This window comes from Candidatus Accumulibacter sp. ACC012 (assembly GCF_907163155.1).
In the GTDB taxonomy this organism is placed as follows: domain Bacteria; phylum Pseudomonadota; class Gammaproteobacteria; order Burkholderiales; family Rhodocyclaceae; genus Accumulibacter; species Accumulibacter delftensis.
The window spans coordinates 63,181-80,243 of sequence record NZ_CAJQUC010000019.1 but is presented as its reverse complement, the minus strand read 5'-3'; the positions used below and the strand labels follow the sequence as shown (position 1 = coordinate 80,243).

Genomic DNA, 17,063 nt, shown 5'->3' with positions numbered 1-17,063 from the left:
AACGCGAAAAGCCATACCTCTGGATTGCCGCGTCGGCTTCGCCTCCTCGCAATGACGTGCGGGCTGGTGTAGCGTCGCCTTCCCGACGAGACTTTCAGCAAGCCCGACAGCGGCGCGAAAACCACGGGGCAGCCGAAATTCATAGTTTCCATACTGCGTGCAACACTACATTAGCCCTTGCCGTTTCGCTTTGCCTGCTCCACCTCGGCCGCATGATACTTGGCGGTGATTTCCTTCAGATCCACCCGCGTCGCTGGCCGCTTGAGTCCCATGTCTTCCATGGTCTCGGTGATGATCTGCGAAATGGCCAGGTTGCGGAACCACTTGTGGTTGGCGGGAATGACGTACCAGGGCGCATCCTTGCTGCTGGTCTTGCTCAGTGCTTCCTCGTAGGCTTCGACATAGTCCGACCAGAACTCGCGCTCGGAATAATCGCCTTCGCTGATTTTCCAGTTGCGCGCCGGGTCGTCGAGTCTTTGCTTGAAGCGCGCGAGTTGCTCCTCCGGGCTGATGTGCAGGAAGAACTTGAGGATGCGCGTCCCGTTCGCGACGAGCAGCTTCTCGAAATCCTGGATCAGCTCGTAGCGCCCCGACCAGACGGGTTTCGGAACCAGATTGTGTACCCGCACGACGAGGACGTCTTCGTAATGCGAGCGGTTGAAGACCACGATCTCGCCCCTGGCCGGGGTCCTTTTATGGGCACGCCAGAGAAAGTCGTGTGCCGCTTCCTCGGCGCTCGGTTGCTTGAAACCGAAAACCGAGGTGCCCTGCGGATTCATGCCGCTGAACAGGTGGCGGACGACGCCATCCTTGCCGGCCGCGTCGAGCGCCTGCAGCACGACCAACAGCGACTGATTGCCGTCGGCGTAAAGCAGGGCCTGCAACTCGGCCATGCGCGCGACGTTTTTCTGGATCGCCGGCAGCGCCTCTTCCGACGAGGCATGGCCGGCAGTGTGTGCCGGGTCGATGGCGGCCAGCTTGAGTTTCTTGTCGGGGCTGACGAAGAATTGTTTGCGATAGTCCATGGGCTTTTCTCCTCGCGTGAGTAGCAGATGATCAGGTGAACAGGTGTCGAGCTAGGCGGCCGGTACGTGCGGCTGCAGCGACTGATTGACCATCTCCAGATGCTTCTGGCGACGTGCCGTCCGCTGGCTGGCAAAACGGTCGTAGACCAGGCGAACGCCGCCGAGGATGAACATCCAGGTTGCCACGTAGAGCCACACCCAGCCGATCAGCGTCCAGGAAATCGCCGGGACCAGCAAGCCAAAGCCGCACATCAGGGCCGCCGTGAGCTGCGTTCCGGCGATGGCCCCGAGCAGCGGCGCGGCCGGGTATGGGCGCTGGAAGAACCAGTTTTCGGTACGGGTAATGAACAGCAGCAGTTGGCCGCCGCCCACCAATTGCAGGAACATCATGGTCTGCAGTTGCGCGTGTGTCGTCAGCCCGAAGCTGGCCTGCAGATGAGGCTCCGACAACACCTTGACACCGAACAGCAACAGCCCGAAAGACTCGGCGATGAGAAAGGCGCCGAGAATCGAAGCCAGGCCGAAAATGCGCGGCAGATCCCAGCGTACCGGCCGCGGATTCACCGGCGTGTTGTCGTAGGCGATGGTCATCATCGGCAGGTCGTTGAGCAGGGACATGACGACGATCATGATCGCCGTCAAGGGCGAGAAGCCCAGGAAAATGGTCGACAGGACGACGACGAACATGATGTCCAGGGTCAGCGCGATGCGATAGGTCAGGTAGCTGTTGATGCGCCCGAAGATGCGCCGCGCCTCGTCGATGGCGCCATTGATCACCGACAGGCCGGGAGCCGTGAGAATCAGCGCCGCGGCGCCCCGCGCAGCATCGGTGGCCCCCGAAACCGCCGTGCCGCAATCGGCCTGTTTCAAGGCCGGTGCGTCATTGACCCCGTCGCCGGTCATCGCCACCAGGTGCCCGCGCGACTGCAAGGCCTTGACGATGGCGTACTTGTGCTCCGGGAAGACGCGCGCGAAACCATCCGCCCGCTCGATGGCGTCGATGATCGCCGGCGGCACGTTATCCGGATCCATGTCCTTGGGGAAGGCATCCGCCGCCGCGATGATGTGCGTGCCCATGCCCAACTGGCGCGCCGTCTCGATGGCGATGGCGGTGTCGTCGCCAGTGATCATCATCACCCGCACCCCCTTCTCCGCCGCCCTGTCGATGGTTTCCTTCGAGTCATCGCGTGGCGGGTCGAACATCGGCAGGATGCCGAGGAAAGACCAGCTCGCGCCGCCATCCGCCGAGCGCGCCACACCCAGTGCGCGCGCGCCCTGCGCTGCCAGCTTGTTGACCGCTTCCTTGACTTTCTGTGCGACATCCGCAGGCGCCTGGGCGAGATCGACAATCGCTTGCGGGGCGCCCTTGGCGACCATGAAGGACTTGCCGCTGGCGTCGGCCACCGTCGCCTGGGTGCGCTTGGTCACCGGATCGAAGGCCACGAACTTGCTCAGGGTCCAGGTCTTGAGAACGCTTTGGTCCTTGAGCGCGGTAATCACGGCCGTATCGATGGCGTCCTTGTCCTCGAGCTTGGACGCCAGCGCCGCTGCCAGGATACAGTCCTGCGGGTCGGTGGCGGCGAAGAGCATCGGCTCGCTGAGGCTCAACTGGTTTTTGGTCAGGGTGCCGGTCTTGTCCGAGCAGAGAATATCGACACCGGCCATTTCCTCGATTGCCGAGAGCTTGGAAACGATCGCCTGTTCCTTTGACAGGGCCAGTGCACCGAGCGCCATGGTGATCGAGAAAACCGCCGGCATCGCCACCGGGATCGAAGCGACCATCAGCACGAGCACGAACTGCAGGATGCCGAGCGCGTCATCGAGGCCCCAGTCCCTGGCAATGACGATATCGTGATAGACCTTGACGCACACCATGACCAGGGTCAGGCAGACGGCGACGATGATCAGGAAGTTGCTGATCTGGAACATCGCTTTCTGCGCGTGACTGACCGATCCGGCGCCAGCGACGAGCTGGGCGGTGCGGCCGAAGAAGGTATTGGAGCCGGTGGCGATGACCACCGCTTCCATCTCGCCCTGCTTGACGACGCTACCCGAATAGGCCTCGTCGCCGATTTTCTTTCTGGCGGGCAGCGACTCGCCAGTGAGCGCCGCCTGGTCGATCGAGGCGAAGTCACCACCGGTCAGGCGCAGATCCGCGGGCACGATCACGCCAAGACGGATCTTGACCATATCGCCGGGTACCAGCGTCGACGCCTGCACCGTGCTCCACTGACCGTCGCGCAGCACGGTTGCCTCGGGTGCCAGGCCGGCCTTGAGCGCGGCCAGCGCGTTCGAGGCCTTGCGGTCCTGCCAGTATTCGAGAGCGGCGTTGAACAGCAGCAAGGAGCCGATGATGACGAAGTCGTCCCAGTGGCCGAGCAGTGCGGAGACCAGAGCCGCCGCCTCGATGACGTAAGCCATCGAGCCGGTGAAGTAGCCGCGAATCTGCTCACCGAGCGTCTTTTCCTTGACGATGATCGCGTTGGGACCGTATTTGGCCGTGCGCTGCTGAACTTCCGCCGCGCCGAGACCCTGCTCGGGCTTGACGCCGAGGGTCGACAAAACCTGCTCGACCGGAATTTTTTCGAGATCCGCTTCGTTGGCAGCAGGAGCGCCTGCTTGAGTGGGGACATTGGCCATACATTCCTCCCGTGAAAAAGGAAATAAAGGTAATGAAACATCAAGCCTTAGGCGATTGCCGGGAAAAACGCTGGCCTCTCGGAGCTTCGTCCCGGGGTGAAAATATAACGGTACGGTGATTTACTTGCTTGCAGCGGCCGGTGCCGGTGTGGGTGCCGGTGCCGGTGCAGCGGCCGGTGCAGGTGCGGCTACCGACACTTCGATAATCTCGATCTTGGCCTTGGCTTTGAGATCCTCGAGATCCTTTTTCAGGTTCTGCTGCTGCAGATGTTGGGCCAGGTCGGGTTTGACTTCGTCAAAGGGTGGCGCCTCTATCGGCCGGGTATCTTCCAGCAAAATGACGTGATAGCCGTACTGGGTCTTGACCGGTTCTTGCGTGAATGTGCCCTTTTCCAGCTTGCTGATGGCGCCGCTGAACTCCGGCACCATACTGCTCACGTCAAACCAGCCCAGATCACCGCCCCGCAGCTTGGAGCCGGCATCAGCGGATTTTTCCATGGCCAGCTTCGCGAACGATGCCGCATCGTCCTTCAGCTTGGCAATAATTGCATTCGCCTCGGCTTCGCTCTCGACGAGGATGTGGCGCGCCTTGTATTCGCTGCCAGTAACGGTGGCCTTGATACGCTCGTACTCGGCTTTCAGCATGTCGTCACTGACTGGATTGTGCTTGATGAAATCCTGTACATAGGCGTCGGCCAGAACCGATTGCCGGAGGATCTCGAGTTGCTCGGTGACTTCGGGCAATTTATCCAGGCTTTTTTTCACCGCTGCCTCTGCGATCAGCGTTTGCATGGTCAGCTTGTCGATGATGCTCTTTCTGGCTTCCGGAGTGTCCACTTCGCCGGCGCTGGCACCGTGCGCGATGATCATGTCGACACGGCTCTTGTTGATGGCGGTGCCGTTCACGGTCGCCACGGCCACTCCCTTAACCGCTGGTGCCGCTGCCGGCGCTGCAGATTGTGCATTTTGCTCGGAGTTGCAGGCGCTGAGGACCAGCAGCGAAGCGGCGCTGGCGAGCAGAACTCGGGATTTGATGGATTTCATTGATGCTTCCTTGGGATATATGTACTGCTCCGCAAAGACCAGGCGGAACTGGGAACTGGGAACTGGGCTCAGATTGCCCCGTACGCTTGCCTCACTCGAAACTGAAGATCTTCTTCCAGTCCTTCTTCATGCTGATGACTGTCCAGCCCTGATTTTGCGCCTCGTCATAGAGGGCCTGCGTGAAGGCGCCGACCTTGGTCGCCGGCAGCCCTTGTGCTGGACCATAAGCATATTCACGTTCGCCATCGTCGTGCATCACCAGCATCGACAGGCGCGCACCGTCCCCCGCCTTGGTGTATTCCAGCATCTGCTGATCACCCGAGGTGTTGCCAACGGCCATGTGCGGGCGTCGACCAATCATCAAATGGATGCCCTCGACCTTGCCGGCGTTGTTGTCGTTGAGCAGCAGCTTCGGCTCCTTGGTCAAAAAGGGCGAGCCGTCCCTGGCGTAGCCGTACTTTGTGCCGACCGCACTACCCACCACCTGCTCGGGAGGAATGCCATAGACCGCCTCGGAATACTGACGCACGAAGTCCTGCCCGCCACCGGTGACGATCCAGGTCTTGTAAGCATTCGCCCGTAGATAGGTCAGCACTTCCTGCATCGGCAGGTAGGTGAGCTCGGTATAGTGCCTCTTCCAGCGTGGGTCCTTCGCTACAGCCAGCCACTTTTTCGCCTCGGCGCTAAAGCTGTCCACCGACATGCCGGTCAGCGTGGCCATGGCGAGCTTTTCGAGGTCGGGCAGCGTCAGTTTGGCGATGGCCGCACGATCGCCTTTGAGTACTTCCAGCACCGTCGAGTAGGGCGCGACCTTGGCCAGTTCAGGCTTCGCCTTGACCAGTGCTGGCACGCTCTCGAGGATGTACATCACCTGCGAGTACATCGGGTGCTCGACCCACAGCGTACCGTCCTGGTCAAAAGTGGCGATGCGCTCGGCGGGCGGCACGAACTTCGGGCTGCCCTGCATAGTGGTCTCTTCTACAAAGGTAATGATCGCCTGCTTGGCGGCACCGTCGTTCCAGGACGGCAACGGGTCTGTTTGCGCCTGGGCATGCATGCCCAGGGCGAGCAGTGCCGTCAATGCCAGAAAACGGGTAAACGTCGAAAAGGAGGGAATGATTTTAGTCATGAATCTTCTCCAAAACCGCCAAAAAAACGGGCGCCCGGTCACCGGCGCCCGCTGGGTCATGCCAAGTCGGTCAGCCTGCCGACTTACCGTGAAAGTCGCACATGCGACTCACGAACCTCCCTTCTCCGCCCGCGGGAGAAGGGCCAGGGGAAGAGGGAAACGGTCATCACTTTCATGATTTGTGGTGTCTCCACGACGTGTAATGACCGTTAATCGTGCCCGTTGTTACCACCCTTCTGCATGGCCTTGAGGATACCGTCCAGATTGTAGGTTTCGGGAGCCTGCATCGGCGGGAACTCCCTGTACGAAGACAGCTCCTTCTCCCACAGCAACTGCCCGATCGGCAACATGTTCCAGTTGTAGATATAGGCGTTGCCGGGAGAGCCAAGCGCACCGCCGTAGCCCAGCAGGGACTTCGCGTCGGCACCGACCGTCTGCTCGAAGGGATCGCGCTTGAGGTTGAGGAGCTGGGTCCAGTGGAAACTGGTGGCGCCAAACAAGCCGCCGGTCGCCGTGTCAGGCACGATCGTGTAGTACATCTTCCAGTTCTTGTAGCGCACGGCCGATGGTTGCGAGCCGGTGTAGTAGAAGAACACCTCACGCGCCGATTTCTCGGACTTGCCGGTCAGGTAGTCGGTCTGGTCAACGCCGTCGAGCTTGGTCTTGACGATGCCGGGGTAGGTGCCGGCCATGATCTGCTCGTTCAGCGCATTGCCCTTGAGCCCACCAGCGATATTGACCAGCGTCGGCACCCAGTCGAGCGAGGCGAAGATATCGTCCTTGACCGTGCCCGGCTTGATGACACCCGGCCAGCGCACGAGCATCGGCGCGCGCATGCCGCCTTCCCAGGTGGTCAGCTTGCCACCTTTGAACGGAGTGGTGCCGCCGTCCGGGAAAGTGATGTTCTCGGCGCCGTTGTCGGTGGTGAAGACGATGATGGTGTTGTCGAGTTGACCCATGGCTTCGAGTTTCTTGATCACTTCGCCGATGTTGTCGTCCATCTGCTTCATGCCCGCTTCGTTGGTGCCCCAGTCCTTGCCACCGGCTTCACCCACCATGGCCTCGTACTTCGGCGGCAGCACGGTCGTGATGTGCATGCGTGCCGGGTTGTACCAGACGAAGAATGGTTTGCCGGTCTTCTTCGGATCGTTGCGGTCGAGGAAGTCGATGACCTTGGCCGAAATTTCTTCGTCGACGGTCCGCGAGCGATCCAGGGTCAGCGGTCCTTCGTCCTTGCAGGTGGTGTTCTTCTGCGTGCCGTCGCTGGACTTGCACCAGATGACCGGCCGCGGTGGGGTCAGGCAGGTCCCTGTTTTGGGATCGATGGCGCCAGGCACCTCTGGCAAACCGGTGATTGGCGTGTTCGTGCACGGCGGCGCAATGCCCTGCACCAGCGGCGTCTTGTTGATGTCGACGAAGCTCACGCCCTGCATGGCGTCGAGGTGGTACAGGTAGCCCCAGTATTCCTGGAAGCCGTGCGAAGTCGGCAGTGCCTCGAAATGGTCGCCGAGGTGGTTTTTACCGAACTCGCCAGTGTTGTAGCCAAGGTCGAGCAGGAACCTGGCCAGCGCCGGCGTGCCCGGACGCAACCAGGACGGGCTGCCCGGCAGTTGCGGCGGGATCATGCCCGTACGCAGCGGGTGCATGCCGGTGAAGAAGGCGTTGCGCCCCGCCGTACAGCTTTGCTCGGCGTAATAGGTCATGAATTTCGCACCTTCCTTGCCGATGCGATCGATGTTCGGCGTTTCACCGACCATCAGGCCCTGATGATAAATACCCGGCTGCATCCAGCCGATGTCGTCGCCCATGATGAACAGGATATTGGGCTTGTTGGCGCTGGAGGCGGCACTCGGGGTCGCACTCGGAGTGGTAGCCGGAGTCGCAGCCGGAGTCGCAGCCGGAGTCGCAGCCGGAGTGGCAGCCGGGGCGGCAGCGGGGGCGGCAGTCGGGGTCACGACGCTCGGAGTCAGGCTCGGGGTCTCGCTCGGGGTCGTGGGCACAGCGAAGACCGCCCCGATACACAACGCCAGCGCAGCGGGAATTGTCAGTAGTCGGAAACGAAATCTCGAGATACGTTTCATTTTCTTTCTCCTTTGTTGTCTGTCCTGCCATAACAAGAACAATATGTTCCGCCCGCAGCAGCGAGCGCCAGTGCTCGGCATTGTGGTCAAGAACCAATTACAGAGGTGCTGCGCCCGCGAGACCGAAACGTCCCGCGCGCCCGCAGCGGTGTGTCTCCAGCAGTGTTTTCAGCAGTGCCAGGACGATCATCCTACGCCGGGCAAGTGTCATTACCGTCGATTCAAAAAGCGTGCCGATCATCGCACAGAAAAGCCAGGAGCACGCGACTGACGGGCGGCGACTTCCAGCTGCCGTCGAGAATCGCCCATTCTCGCCTGTTCGGGCCAATACGCTCGCCGCCAGATCGAGTAGAGATTAGCAGATACCGACTCTTTAACCACTTCCCTTTGCGGAAGGTTTGCGCCTCTTCGTCGAATAATCCCCCAGCCTGCAGCAGCCGGCACCCACCGATCAGCTGTCGATTGCCGATTGCCGACTGACGGCGCGGGTCGCAGCTCTCAGCCGGCAGCCCGCGCGACCTTGAGCGCCGCTTGCAGATTGGCTTCTTCCTGGTGCGTCAGATTGGTTTCGAGGACCTTGCCGCCGGTACCCTGCAGTGCGGCCAGCACCTGCTCGGGACTCGCGTGGCGGATCAGCACGAAGAGAACCGAGCTGCCGTTCTGGAAAGTCGCGGCCAGTTCCTTCAGGAAATCTTCGTCGACGCCCGCGCCCGCCAGCGCACCTCTGATCGCACCGCTGCGCGCATCGCTGGCCATACCAAGAGCCGGTTCCATCACAATCGCCCCGACCAGCGTGTTCCAGAAGCCCTTGTGTGCTTCGACCTCGGCAGCCGGCTTGGACATTCTCAACAGGGTCACCTCGCCCTGATCATCCTTGACGGCGACGAGGGCTTGCTCGAGATCGATGAGATGATCCTGTTGCAGCCTGCGCAGCTTGGTGCGGACCTCTTCGGCCTTGAATTGATCATCGTAGGCAATTACCGCGAGCTTGCTCATGAAACGTTCTCCTAGCTTGGTTGAGTCACAGTGACCGGAGCTCGTGCTCCGATAGAATCGCGACGCCATGGCAATCGCTTGAAATTCGTTGGCGGTCGCCCGCCATCTTCGCCCGGCAGGATATCGCCTGTCGAGCAGCGGCTGGCAAATCACCGAACGAGCCGCCTGCCAGCGCCTCAGTCTTTCCCTTCTTCGAAAGGAATGCGCGCATCATCCTCGAAGCGCGCTTTGCGCTTGCGGCCGAACACCCAGATCACAATGCCGGCGAAGGCGGCGATCAGGAGCCAATGATAGACGCTCAAATCCATGTTCATTCTCCTCGTCACATTAACGCGTCATGACCTGTCGAGAGGCACCAGATGATGATAAACCCTGGCGCCGCGTAGTGTTTCGGCGGCCGACATTCTACCTCAGCGCGGTGCGACCGGATGCAGCAAGCCGAAGCGCAGGCACGGCAATTCATCAGGCTGCAGAGGCCATGGCACAAGCACCTGCAAGCTTGGCAGGCCAGTCCCGGCAAGCCGCTGCCGCAGACGAAGGGGTGCCTGAAAATGCTATATTTGCCGTATTCCGTTTCGCCACACCGCCATCAGCCGCAGCACAACTGGATGACTGACATGAAAACCGTTCATTACTTCCTCCTGGGGATTTTCGTCTCGGCAAGCGTCGCCGCGCAAGCAATCTACGAAACGCAAGGCAAGAACGGCCCCGTCTTCTCGGACCTGCCGAGTGAAGGCAGGGACTTGCCGAGTCCAGGGGCGACCGAGGTGAAACTGCCACCGCTCAACCTCAGCGACGCACCGCCCGCCGCCCGAGCGGCCCAGCCGACGCCGGCGCCGGTCGTCGCTCGCTACCAGTCGCTAAGCATCAGCCAGCCAGCCAGCGGCGGCACGATCCATTCGAATACCGGCCAGTTTTCCGTCCAGGTGGCCATCGATCCGGCGCTGCAGGTCGATCAGGGTGATGTCCTGGTCGTCAGCCTCGACAACTTTGCGCTGCCGAGCACGCGGACGTCGCTGCAGTTCGAGATCAGTGCCTCGGAATGGCAGACGGCGGCAGCAGATACTGTCGAACATCAATTGCAGGTCTCGGTAATGGACCGCTCGGGCAAGCTGCTGTTCACCTCTGCGCCGCAGAACTTCTACGCTCACCGCGCAACGCAGAGCCACCGCGCGCGATAGACCGACCCGCCGGCGTAGAAAAGGCGGCGATCGCGCGCGCTCAATATGAGGGCGACCTTACGCCGATGGGTTATACTCGCGCAACCCTCGGGGTGCGAATCATGGCGCGCTCTCATCGTTGCTTGGCCGCGGCCAGGCGGCTTTTTCCCGAAACCAGGATCGACCGGCGGCAAAACCTCATGGAATCTTTGGCATCCCTACTGGGTACTGGCAATCTCGTCGACCTGTCAGCGACCGCGGCAACCAGCTTTGCCCTGATCGCCGCCGCCGAAATCGGCGACAAGAGCCAGCTGGTGTGCATGACGCTGGCCTCGCGGCACCGCCCGGCGCCGGTGATGCTCGGGGCCCTGGCCGCCTTCTCCTTGCTGAATACGCTGGCGGTGGTCTTCGGGGTGGCCATTGCCAACTGGTTACCGCCGTACGTGGTGGGCGCGATCGTCGCCATCCTGTTCGCCCTCTTTGGCCTGCACGCCTTGCGCGCCAAAGACGACGAAGACGATGACGAAGTCGAGGAGAAAAGCAGCCATGGCATTTTCTTCACCACCTTCATCTTGCTGACCGTGGCCGAGTTCGGCGACAAGACGCAACTCGCTGTCGTCGCCCTGAGCAGCACACAGCTTCCAGCCGGCGTCTGGCTCGGCGCCACCCTTGCACTGGTCGCCACCTCAGCGCTGGGCATCCTGGCTGGTCGCACCCTCCTGAAGAAAATCCCGATCGCGCTGCTCCACCGGATCAGCGGCGCTTTCTTCCTGATCCTGGCGCTGGTCGCCGCCTGGCAGGCTTACACGGCGTACAGCGGAACGTAGCAGCGGGACGGAATAGCGCGCCAGCGCGCGAAATTCGCAGGCCATGGCTGAGCCCGGCTCGGCGGAAACCGCATTGCCAGGGCTGTTGTCGAGCAGCATTCGACGGATTTTCCGAATTATCTTTCCGCGTCCTGCCGGTTTATCCGGCTCTGGCAAACAGCTATAGTCTCCCACCGCCAAACAAGGAGTGAAGGAAATGACCCAACTGACCATCGTCGCCAACATCCACGCCAAGCCCGATCAAATTGACCTGGTCAAGGCGGAGCTGGAAAAGCTGCTTCCGATCACGCGCGCCGAAGAAGGCTGCCTGCAATATGACTTGCACCGCGACAACGACAATCCGGCGCATTTCATGTTCTTCGAGAACTGGGAGTCGCGCGAACTCTGGCAGAAGCACACCACCGCCCCGCACCTCGCTGCATACAGGGCAGCCACGGACGGCGCCGTTGCAGAACGCACGGTGACCGAAATGACCCACATCGGCTGAGCAGGCTCTCCCACCAGGAGATTCAAGAATGAAAGCTGTTGCGCTTACCCACTATCTTCCCGTCGAGGATGCCAATGCATTTCTTGACGTGGACCTGCCCAAGCCGACGGTATCGGGTCGCGATCTGCTGGTCGCGGTGCGTGCGGTATCCATCAACCCGGTCGATACCAAGGTCCGCAGCCCGAAGGGCAAGGTGGAAGACAGCCCTCGCGTCCTGGGCTGGGATGCCAGCGGGATTGTCGAGGCGGTTGGCCCGGAGGTCACGCTGTTCAAGCCCGGGGATGAAGTCTATTACGCCGGCGACATTACCCGCTCGGGCTCAAACGCGGAATTTCAGCTGGTTGATGAACGCATTGTCGGATACAAACCGAAGAGTCTCGGTTTTGCCGAGGCCGCGGCGTTGCCGCTGACGACGATCACCGCCTATGAAGCTTTCTTTGACCGTCTGGGAATCGATCGCGACGGGGCCGACGAGGGGCAGTCGGTGCTCATCATCGGTGCGGGTGGGGGGGTTGGCTCGATCGGCATTCAGCTTGCCAAGGCGGCCGGGCTGGTCGTCATCGCCACGGCTTCGCGCCCGGAGACGGAAAGCTGGGTCAGAGCGCTTGGCGCCGATCATGTGGTCAATCACCGCCTGCCGATGGTCGACCAGGTGCGTGCGCTCGGCTTCCAGCATGTCGATCACATCGCCATTTTCAATGACATGCGCCATTGGGAAACGGCGGTTGAACTGATTCGGCCGCAAGGGGCGATTGTCACGATTGATGACACGGAGCTGCCGATGCCGATGGCGGGCATGAAAATGAAGGCTGCCAGCCTGCATTGGGAGTTCATGTTCGCCCGCGCCATGTTCCAGACAGCGGACATGATCGAGCAGCAGCGCTTGCTGAACTACGTGGCGAACGAAATCGACGCTGGCCGGATTCGCACGACGCTCGCCACCGTTCTCAGTCCGATCAATGCGGAAAACATTCGCGCCGCGCACGCGCTCATTGAAACAGGGCAGGCGAAAGGCAAGATCGTCGTTCAATCCTTCTGAAATCGATCCCATCTGCTTGCAGAGTGGAAATCAGCATAGCGTTCGGCCCCTGCAAGGGGGCCAAACGCCATTCTTGCGCATGAGCGTTGAACCGGCCGGCGGACAAATGCGTCCGCTGCCCGCTCAACCGTAGCCGCCACTCACCTTGCCGCGAAATACCCAGTACACGCCGATGGTGTAGATGGCGATCACCGGCAGCACCACCACGCCGCCGTAGAACAGGAACTGCAGCGAGGCCTCCGGTGCAGCAGCATTGGCCACGGTGATGGCATAGGGCACCATGTACGGCCAGAACATCACCCCCAGGGTCAGGAAGGCGCTCACGAAAAACAATGCCGTGCAGGCAAGCGGCCAGGCATCGCGCCGTGCACGCGCAGCCCATGCCGCGCCCAGCAGGGCGACCACGCCGAGCAGCGGAAAAACCCAGCCCCAGGCGCGGCCAGCCAGATGGCCCTGCGCCACCGCGCCGGTATCGACACTCAGCACCGTGGCAAAGGCCGCGGCGATGATCGCGAAGACAATCACCAGCAGCCAGCCGATGCGCGCATAGGCCCAGTCGCGCAGCGCACCGTCGCTCTTCAGGACGATCCAGCCGGCGCCGAGCAGTGCATAGCCGAACACCAGGCCGATGCCGGTGAGCACCGCGAACGGGTGCAGCCAGTCGAAGGAGCCGCCGGCGTACTGGCCGTCGACGACGCGGATGCCGCGCATCATCGCACCGACGGCCGCGCCCTGCACGAAGGCGACGACGATCGAGCCGATGAAGAAACCTCCGTCCCACAGCCAGCGCAGGCGCTGGCTGCGGTAACGGAATTCGAAGGCCACGCCGCGGAAGATCAGACCGAACAGGAGCAGCAACACCGGGATGTAGAAGGCGCTCAGGAACACCGCATAGACCGTCGGGAAGGTGGCAAAAAGCCCGGCGCCGACGATCACCAGCCAGGTCTCGTTGCCGTCCCAGAACGGCGCAATGGTGTTCATCATTGACACGCGCTTGGCTTCGTCGGTGGTCGTGCCGAAGAGAATGCCGACGCCCAGGTCGAAACCGTCGAGAATCACATAGACCATGATCGCCAGGGCGATCACGCCGGCCCAGAACAACGCCAGATCGCTGGCTTGCAGCTCGCTCATGGCTGTTGTCTCCCGGCTCGGCCGGTGGCAGTGTCGGCATGGCCGGCAAAGGCCAGCGGCCGGCTGCCGGTGGCGCCGCGAACAGCTACGGGCGTTGCGTCAGGGCCTGGGCCATCGCGCAGCAGACTATAGATGTAGTACAGGCCGAAACTGTAAACCACCGCATAGACCAGCACGTAGCCGGCCAGCGAGAAGGCCACGTCGCCGGTGGTCAGCGACGGGGTGACCGCGTCCCTGGTGCGCAGCAAGCCATAGACTACCCAGGGCTGGCGGCCGACTTCGGCGGTGTACCAGCCGGTGAGAACGGCAACGAAACCGGTCGGAAACGACAGGTAGGTGCACCACAGGAACCAGCGCTGCGTCTCGAGCTGCCCACGCCAGCGCAGGAAGTTGCCGAACCACGACACCGCCAGCATCAGCAGCCCCATGCCGACCATGATGCGAAAGGCGAAGAACGGAATCACTACCGGCGGTCGATCCTCTTTCGGGAAGGATTCGAGCCCGACCTCGGCCGATGTCCAGTTGCCCGAGGCGATCATGCTGCCGAGCTTGGGGACGGTGATCGCGAACAGGTTGCGCTCATTGGCCTCGTCGGGCCAGGCGATCAGCACCTCGCTGGCCGGCTGCTCGTTCTTCCAGCGCGCTTCGATGGCCGCGAACTTGGCTGGCTGATGCTTCAGCACGTACAGCCCGGTCAGGTGGCCGAAGAACAGTTGCACCGGAATCAGCACCGCCACCAGACCGAGGCCCCAGTGCAGCATGACCCGGCCTTCGTCGCGGTGCACGCCGCGCAAGGTGTACCACGCACCGGTGGCGGCCACGCACATGGCACTGGTCAGGAAAGCGGCCAGCAGCATGTGCGGCCAGCGCACCATCTGCACCGGGCCGAGGACGATCTGCATCCAGTCGGCGGGGACGATCTTGCCGTCGACGATTTCGTGGCCCAGCGGCACCTGCATCCAGCTGTTGTTGGCCAGGATCCAGAACGAGGAGAACATGGTGCCCAGCGAGACCATGCAGCAGGCGAAGAAATAGAAACGCGGCGACACCCGTTCGCGGCCGAGCAGCATGACGCCGAAGAAAGTGGCTTCGAGCATGAAGGCGGTGAACGCCTCGTAGCCGAGCAGCGGCCCCTGGATCGAGCCGGTCTTCGCCGCCAGCACGCTCCAGTTGGTGCCGAACTGGAAGGCCATGACGATGCCGGTGACCACGCCCATGCCGAAGGAAACGGCGAAGACCTTGATCCAGAAGTCGAAGACGCGCCGGTACAGGGCGTTGCCGGTGAATAGCCGCGCGCCTTCGATGGTCGCCAACCACGCCGCCAGGCCGATGGTGAAGGCCGGGAAGATGATGTGGAAGCTGATGACGAACGCGAACTGGATGCGCGACAGGATGACGGGGTCGAGTTCCATTGCATATTTCTCTATTCGCTAGTGCCGATTGTCCACTCCCCGCTAGAGGCCGGGGCTACCCTGCATGATGCCGCCGTCGGCAAAAATGGTGGTCGCGGTGACGTAACTGGCGCCGTCGCCAGCCAGGAAAGCGACGACGCTGCCGATCTCGGACGGCTGCGCCATGCGCCCCAGGGGGATGGCATCGTCGAGTTTCTTGAGCAGCGCGGGATCGTTCATGGTGGCCGTATTGATCGGCGTGGCAATGGCGCCCGGACCGACGCCGACGACCAGGATCCCGTGCGGCGCGAGTTCGACGCCGGCGGTGCGCGTCAGCATGCGCATGCCGCCCTTGGACAGGCAATAGGCTGTGTTGCCGGGCATCGGCCAGTCTTCATGCACCGAGGTGATGTTGATGATCCGGCCACCACCGCCCTGCTTGATCATCTGGCGTGCGGCGAGCTGGGTGCCGAAGAAAGCGCTCTTCAGATTGATTGAAAGCACTTTTTCGTATTGCTCCTCGGTGGTGTCGAGGATCGACGAGCGCGTTTCCACGCCGGCGTTGTTGACCATGATGTCCACGCGACCGAAGGCGTCGACGGCGGCGGCAATCAGCGTTTCCAGCTCGGCCACCTGGCTGACGTCGGCATGCACGCCGATGGCCTGGTCGCCAAGGGCGCGGACCTGCTGTTCCAGCGCTTCGGCAGTCTCGGGATGGACCACGTAATCGATGACGATGTTGGCGCCCTGGCGGGCCAGTTCGAGAACAATGGCCAGGCCGATGCCGCTGTTGCCGCCCGTGACTATGGCGACTTTTCCTTTCAGGTTCATGCTCGTCTTCCTTTTCTGAGGGTGATTATTGTTGGCACAAGCTCGCGCAGCCGCGCGCGCGACATTTCAGGGCCCGGTCGGCGTAGCTTGCGGGCCGCGGACGACGAGAACGGCCAGCACCGCCATGCTCAGTGCGACTACCGTCGTCGCGCCGAAAATGACGTTCAGGTCGAGGCCGGCCCGGCTTTGCAGCGGTCCGACGCCGAATGCGGCGATACCGTAACCGATCTGGTAGAAAGCGATCAGCCCGCCGGCCACCGAAGCGGCGATGCTCGGCAGTTGCTGCTGGGCGAAGCTGATTGCCAGTGGCAGCAGCGCCGAGCAGCCGAAGCCGGCGAGCGCGAAAGTCGCAATACCGAGCGCCGGACCGCCCTTCGGCAGCAAGGCGGCGCCGAGCAGAGCGCCAGCGACGACCCACGGCAGGATTTGGCAGCTTCGCTGCGGTGGAAAGAACTTCTCGATGACCGCGAAGAGAATCCGTCCGGCCGTCACCGCACCCCAAAAGACGGTCAGCGCAAGCGAGGCCATGGTCGCACTGGCACCAAGCTCGCGGGTCATGTACAGCGACGCCCAGTTGCCATTGATCGTTTCGCAAACGCCGTACACCAGCGCGAAGGCGGCGAACAGCCAGAAGCGCGCCGGCAAGCTGTTTCGCCCTTCCGCCCCGCCCTGGACGGTCGCCGGCGCGCCTTCGTTCAAGGGCAGGCGCCGGCTGAAGAGCAGCAGCCCGACGATCGCCACTGCCACGAGCACCGGCAGTCCCCACCAGATTCCCAGGCCGACGAACAGCGCCACGAAAAGCGGCGCCAGCGCGGTGCCCAGCCCGAGCAGGGCGTTCAGTGCGAGCACCGCCCGGTCCACCCGCTGCGGGAAAAAGGCCGCGGCAAAAGTATTCAGCGTCGGCACGGTAAACCCGAAGCCAACTCCCAGAGACGCTGTGGCGACCAGCAGCAACCCATAGGCCAGCGCATGCTGGCGCATGAGCAGGCTGCTGACGATCAGCAGCGCCATCGCCAGCAGATTGGCGAGCAGGCCGAGCAGGTAGATGCGCTTCGCGCCGAGCCGACGCGCCAGGCCGGCGCCGAGCAGCGAGGCGGTAATGGCAGTGATCGCCTGCGGCACGAACATGCCCCCGTACTCGGTACTCGACAGGCCGTAACCATACTCGTCAGCCCCGGTGAACACCGCGCTGGCCGCCGGGAAGGTGACCAGCGCCACACCCTGCACGACGCCGGCCACATAGACGGCAGCGATCTCGCTACGTTGGGCCATCGCCACCACC

The 17,063-nt window shown here is 62.3% G+C and carries 15 protein-coding genes; 4 read left to right on the top strand and 11 right to left on the bottom strand.

Annotated elements, in window-relative coordinates:
- Positions 1 to 170: 170 nt before the first annotated feature.
- The 7 genes from QZ648_RS18325 to QZ648_RS18295 form a co-directional block, all read right to left on the bottom strand.
- Positions 171 to 1,025, bottom strand: coding sequence for a polyphosphate kinase 2 family protein (locus tag QZ648_RS18325; protein ID WP_291997902.1), 855 nt, complete (start codon positions 1,023 to 1,025; stop codon positions 171 to 173).
- Between the two features lie 51 nt (positions 1,026 to 1,076).
- A complete protein-coding gene (locus QZ648_RS18320; protein ID WP_169065451.1) occupies positions 1,077 to 3,665 on the bottom strand; it encodes a plasma-membrane proton-efflux P-type ATPase in 2,589 nt (862 codons plus the stop codon).
- A 120-nt stretch (positions 3,666 to 3,785) separates the two neighbouring features.
- On the bottom strand, positions 3,786 to 4,580 hold the full coding sequence (locus tag QZ648_RS18315) for a peptidylprolyl isomerase (RefSeq protein WP_291997901.1): 795 nt from the start codon (positions 4,578 to 4,580) through the stop codon (positions 3,786 to 3,788).
- Between the two features lie 220 nt (positions 4,581 to 4,800).
- Positions 4,801 to 5,838 carry an HAD family hydrolase gene (locus QZ648_RS18310; RefSeq protein WP_291997900.1) on the bottom strand — a complete coding sequence of 346 codons (1,038 nt, stop codon included), beginning with the start codon at positions 5,836 to 5,838 and terminating at the stop codon, positions 4,801 to 4,803.
- A 209-nt stretch (positions 5,839 to 6,047) separates the two neighbouring features.
- On the bottom strand, positions 6,048 to 7,919 hold the full coding sequence (locus QZ648_RS18305) for an arylsulfatase (RefSeq protein ID WP_291997899.1): 1,872 nt from the start codon (positions 7,917 to 7,919) through the stop codon (positions 6,048 to 6,050).
- A 498-nt stretch (positions 7,920 to 8,417) separates the two neighbouring features.
- Positions 8,418 to 8,915 carry a DUF1269 domain-containing protein gene (locus QZ648_RS18300; protein WP_291997898.1) on the bottom strand — a complete coding sequence of 166 codons (498 nt, stop codon included), beginning with the start codon at positions 8,913 to 8,915 and terminating at the stop codon, positions 8,418 to 8,420.
- A gap of 176 nt (positions 8,916 to 9,091) precedes the next feature.
- The gene (locus QZ648_RS18295; RefSeq protein WP_169065454.1) at positions 9,092 to 9,223 is read right to left on the bottom strand and encodes a CcoQ/FixQ family Cbb3-type cytochrome c oxidase assembly chaperone; all 132 of its coding nucleotides are present in this window, start codon (positions 9,221 to 9,223) and stop codon (positions 9,092 to 9,094) included.
- A 309-nt stretch (positions 9,224 to 9,532) separates the two neighbouring features.
- Here QZ648_RS18295 and QZ648_RS18290 point away from each other — a divergent pair, with 309 nt between their 5' ends.
- From QZ648_RS18290 to QZ648_RS18275, 4 genes are all read left to right on the top strand, one after another.
- The gene (locus tag QZ648_RS18290) at positions 9,533 to 10,096 is read left to right on the top strand and encodes a hypothetical protein (protein WP_291997897.1); all 564 of its coding nucleotides are present in this window, start codon (positions 9,533 to 9,535) and stop codon (positions 10,094 to 10,096) included.
- Between the two features lie 179 nt (positions 10,097 to 10,275).
- Positions 10,276 to 10,902, top strand: coding sequence for a TMEM165/GDT1 family protein (locus QZ648_RS18285; RefSeq protein ID WP_169065456.1), 627 nt, complete (start codon positions 10,276 to 10,278; stop codon positions 10,900 to 10,902).
- 196 nt (positions 10,903 to 11,098) lie between these two features.
- A complete protein-coding gene (locus QZ648_RS18280; protein ID WP_291997896.1) occupies positions 11,099 to 11,389 on the top strand; it encodes a putative quinol monooxygenase in 291 nt (96 codons plus the stop codon).
- A 28-nt stretch (positions 11,390 to 11,417) separates the two neighbouring features.
- A complete protein-coding gene (locus QZ648_RS18275) occupies positions 11,418 to 12,428 on the top strand; it encodes a zinc-binding alcohol dehydrogenase family protein (RefSeq protein ID WP_169065458.1) in 1,011 nt (336 codons plus the stop codon).
- Between the two features lie 123 nt (positions 12,429 to 12,551).
- Here the strand turns inward: QZ648_RS18275 and cydB are convergent, their stop codons facing one another.
- From cydB to QZ648_RS18255, 4 genes are all read right to left on the bottom strand, one after another.
- Positions 12,552 to 13,559 (bottom strand): cytochrome d ubiquinol oxidase subunit II, encoded by a 1,008-nt coding sequence (gene cydB / locus QZ648_RS18270; protein ID WP_169065459.1) that lies wholly within the window; start codon positions 13,557 to 13,559, stop codon positions 12,552 to 12,554.
- A complete protein-coding gene (locus QZ648_RS18265; protein ID WP_169065460.1) occupies positions 13,556 to 14,971 on the bottom strand; it encodes a cytochrome ubiquinol oxidase subunit I in 1,416 nt (471 codons plus the stop codon). Before QZ648_RS18265 ends, cydB begins: the two co-directional genes overlap by 4 nt.
- A gap of 42 nt (positions 14,972 to 15,013) precedes the next feature.
- On the bottom strand, positions 15,014 to 15,781 hold the full coding sequence (locus QZ648_RS18260) for a glucose 1-dehydrogenase (protein ID WP_291997895.1): 768 nt from the start codon (positions 15,779 to 15,781) through the stop codon (positions 15,014 to 15,016).
- Between the two features lie 66 nt (positions 15,782 to 15,847).
- Positions 15,848 to 17,053, bottom strand: a complete 1,206-nt coding sequence (locus tag QZ648_RS18255) for an MFS transporter (protein ID WP_291997894.1) — start codon at positions 17,051 to 17,053, stop codon at positions 15,848 to 15,850.
- Positions 17,054 to 17,063: the final 10 nt, after the last annotated feature.

What these genes read in the sequence shown, in the direction of transcription:
- QZ648_RS18325 (WP_291997902.1), bottom strand. Translation starts at nt 1,025, where the DNA reads ATGGACTATCGCAAACAATTCTTCGTCAGCCCCGACAAGAAACTCAAG.
- QZ648_RS18320 (WP_169065451.1), bottom strand. Translation starts at nt 3,665, where the DNA reads ATGGCCAATGTCCCCACTCAAGCAGGCGCTCCTGCTGCCAACGAAGCG.
- QZ648_RS18310 (WP_291997900.1), bottom strand. Translation starts at nt 5,838, where the DNA reads ATGACTAAAATCATTCCCTCCTTTTCGACGTTTACCCGTTTTCTGGCA.
- QZ648_RS18305 (WP_291997899.1), bottom strand. Translation starts at nt 7,919, where the DNA reads ATGAAACGTATCTCGAGATTTCGTTTCCGACTACTGACAATTCCCGCT.
- QZ648_RS18300 (WP_291997898.1), bottom strand. Translation starts at nt 8,915, where the DNA reads ATGAGCAAGCTCGCGGTAATTGCCTACGATGATCAATTCAAGGCCGAA.
- QZ648_RS18295 (WP_169065454.1), bottom strand. Translation starts at nt 9,223, where the DNA reads ATGGATTTGAGCGTCTATCATTGGCTCCTGATCGCCGCCTTCGCCGGC.
- QZ648_RS18290 (WP_291997897.1), top strand. Translation starts at nt 9,533, where the DNA reads ATGAAAACCGTTCATTACTTCCTCCTGGGGATTTTCGTCTCGGCAAGC.
- QZ648_RS18285 (WP_169065456.1), top strand. Translation starts at nt 10,276, where the DNA reads ATGGAATCTTTGGCATCCCTACTGGGTACTGGCAATCTCGTCGACCTG.
- QZ648_RS18280 (WP_291997896.1), top strand. Translation starts at nt 11,099, where the DNA reads ATGACCCAACTGACCATCGTCGCCAACATCCACGCCAAGCCCGATCAA.
- QZ648_RS18275 (WP_169065458.1), top strand. Translation starts at nt 11,418, where the DNA reads ATGAAAGCTGTTGCGCTTACCCACTATCTTCCCGTCGAGGATGCCAAT.
- cydB (WP_169065459.1), bottom strand. Translation starts at nt 13,559, where the DNA reads ATGAGCGAGCTGCAAGCCAGCGATCTGGCGTTGTTCTGGGCCGGCGTG.
- QZ648_RS18265 (WP_169065460.1), bottom strand. Translation starts at nt 14,971, where the DNA reads ATGGAACTCGACCCCGTCATCCTGTCGCGCATCCAGTTCGCGTTCGTC.
- QZ648_RS18260 (WP_291997895.1), bottom strand. Translation starts at nt 15,781, where the DNA reads ATGAACCTGAAAGGAAAAGTCGCCATAGTCACGGGCGGCAACAGCGGC.
- QZ648_RS18255 (WP_291997894.1), bottom strand. Translation starts at nt 17,053, where the DNA reads ATGGCCCAACGTAGCGAGATCGCTGCCGTCTATGTGGCCGGCGTCGTG.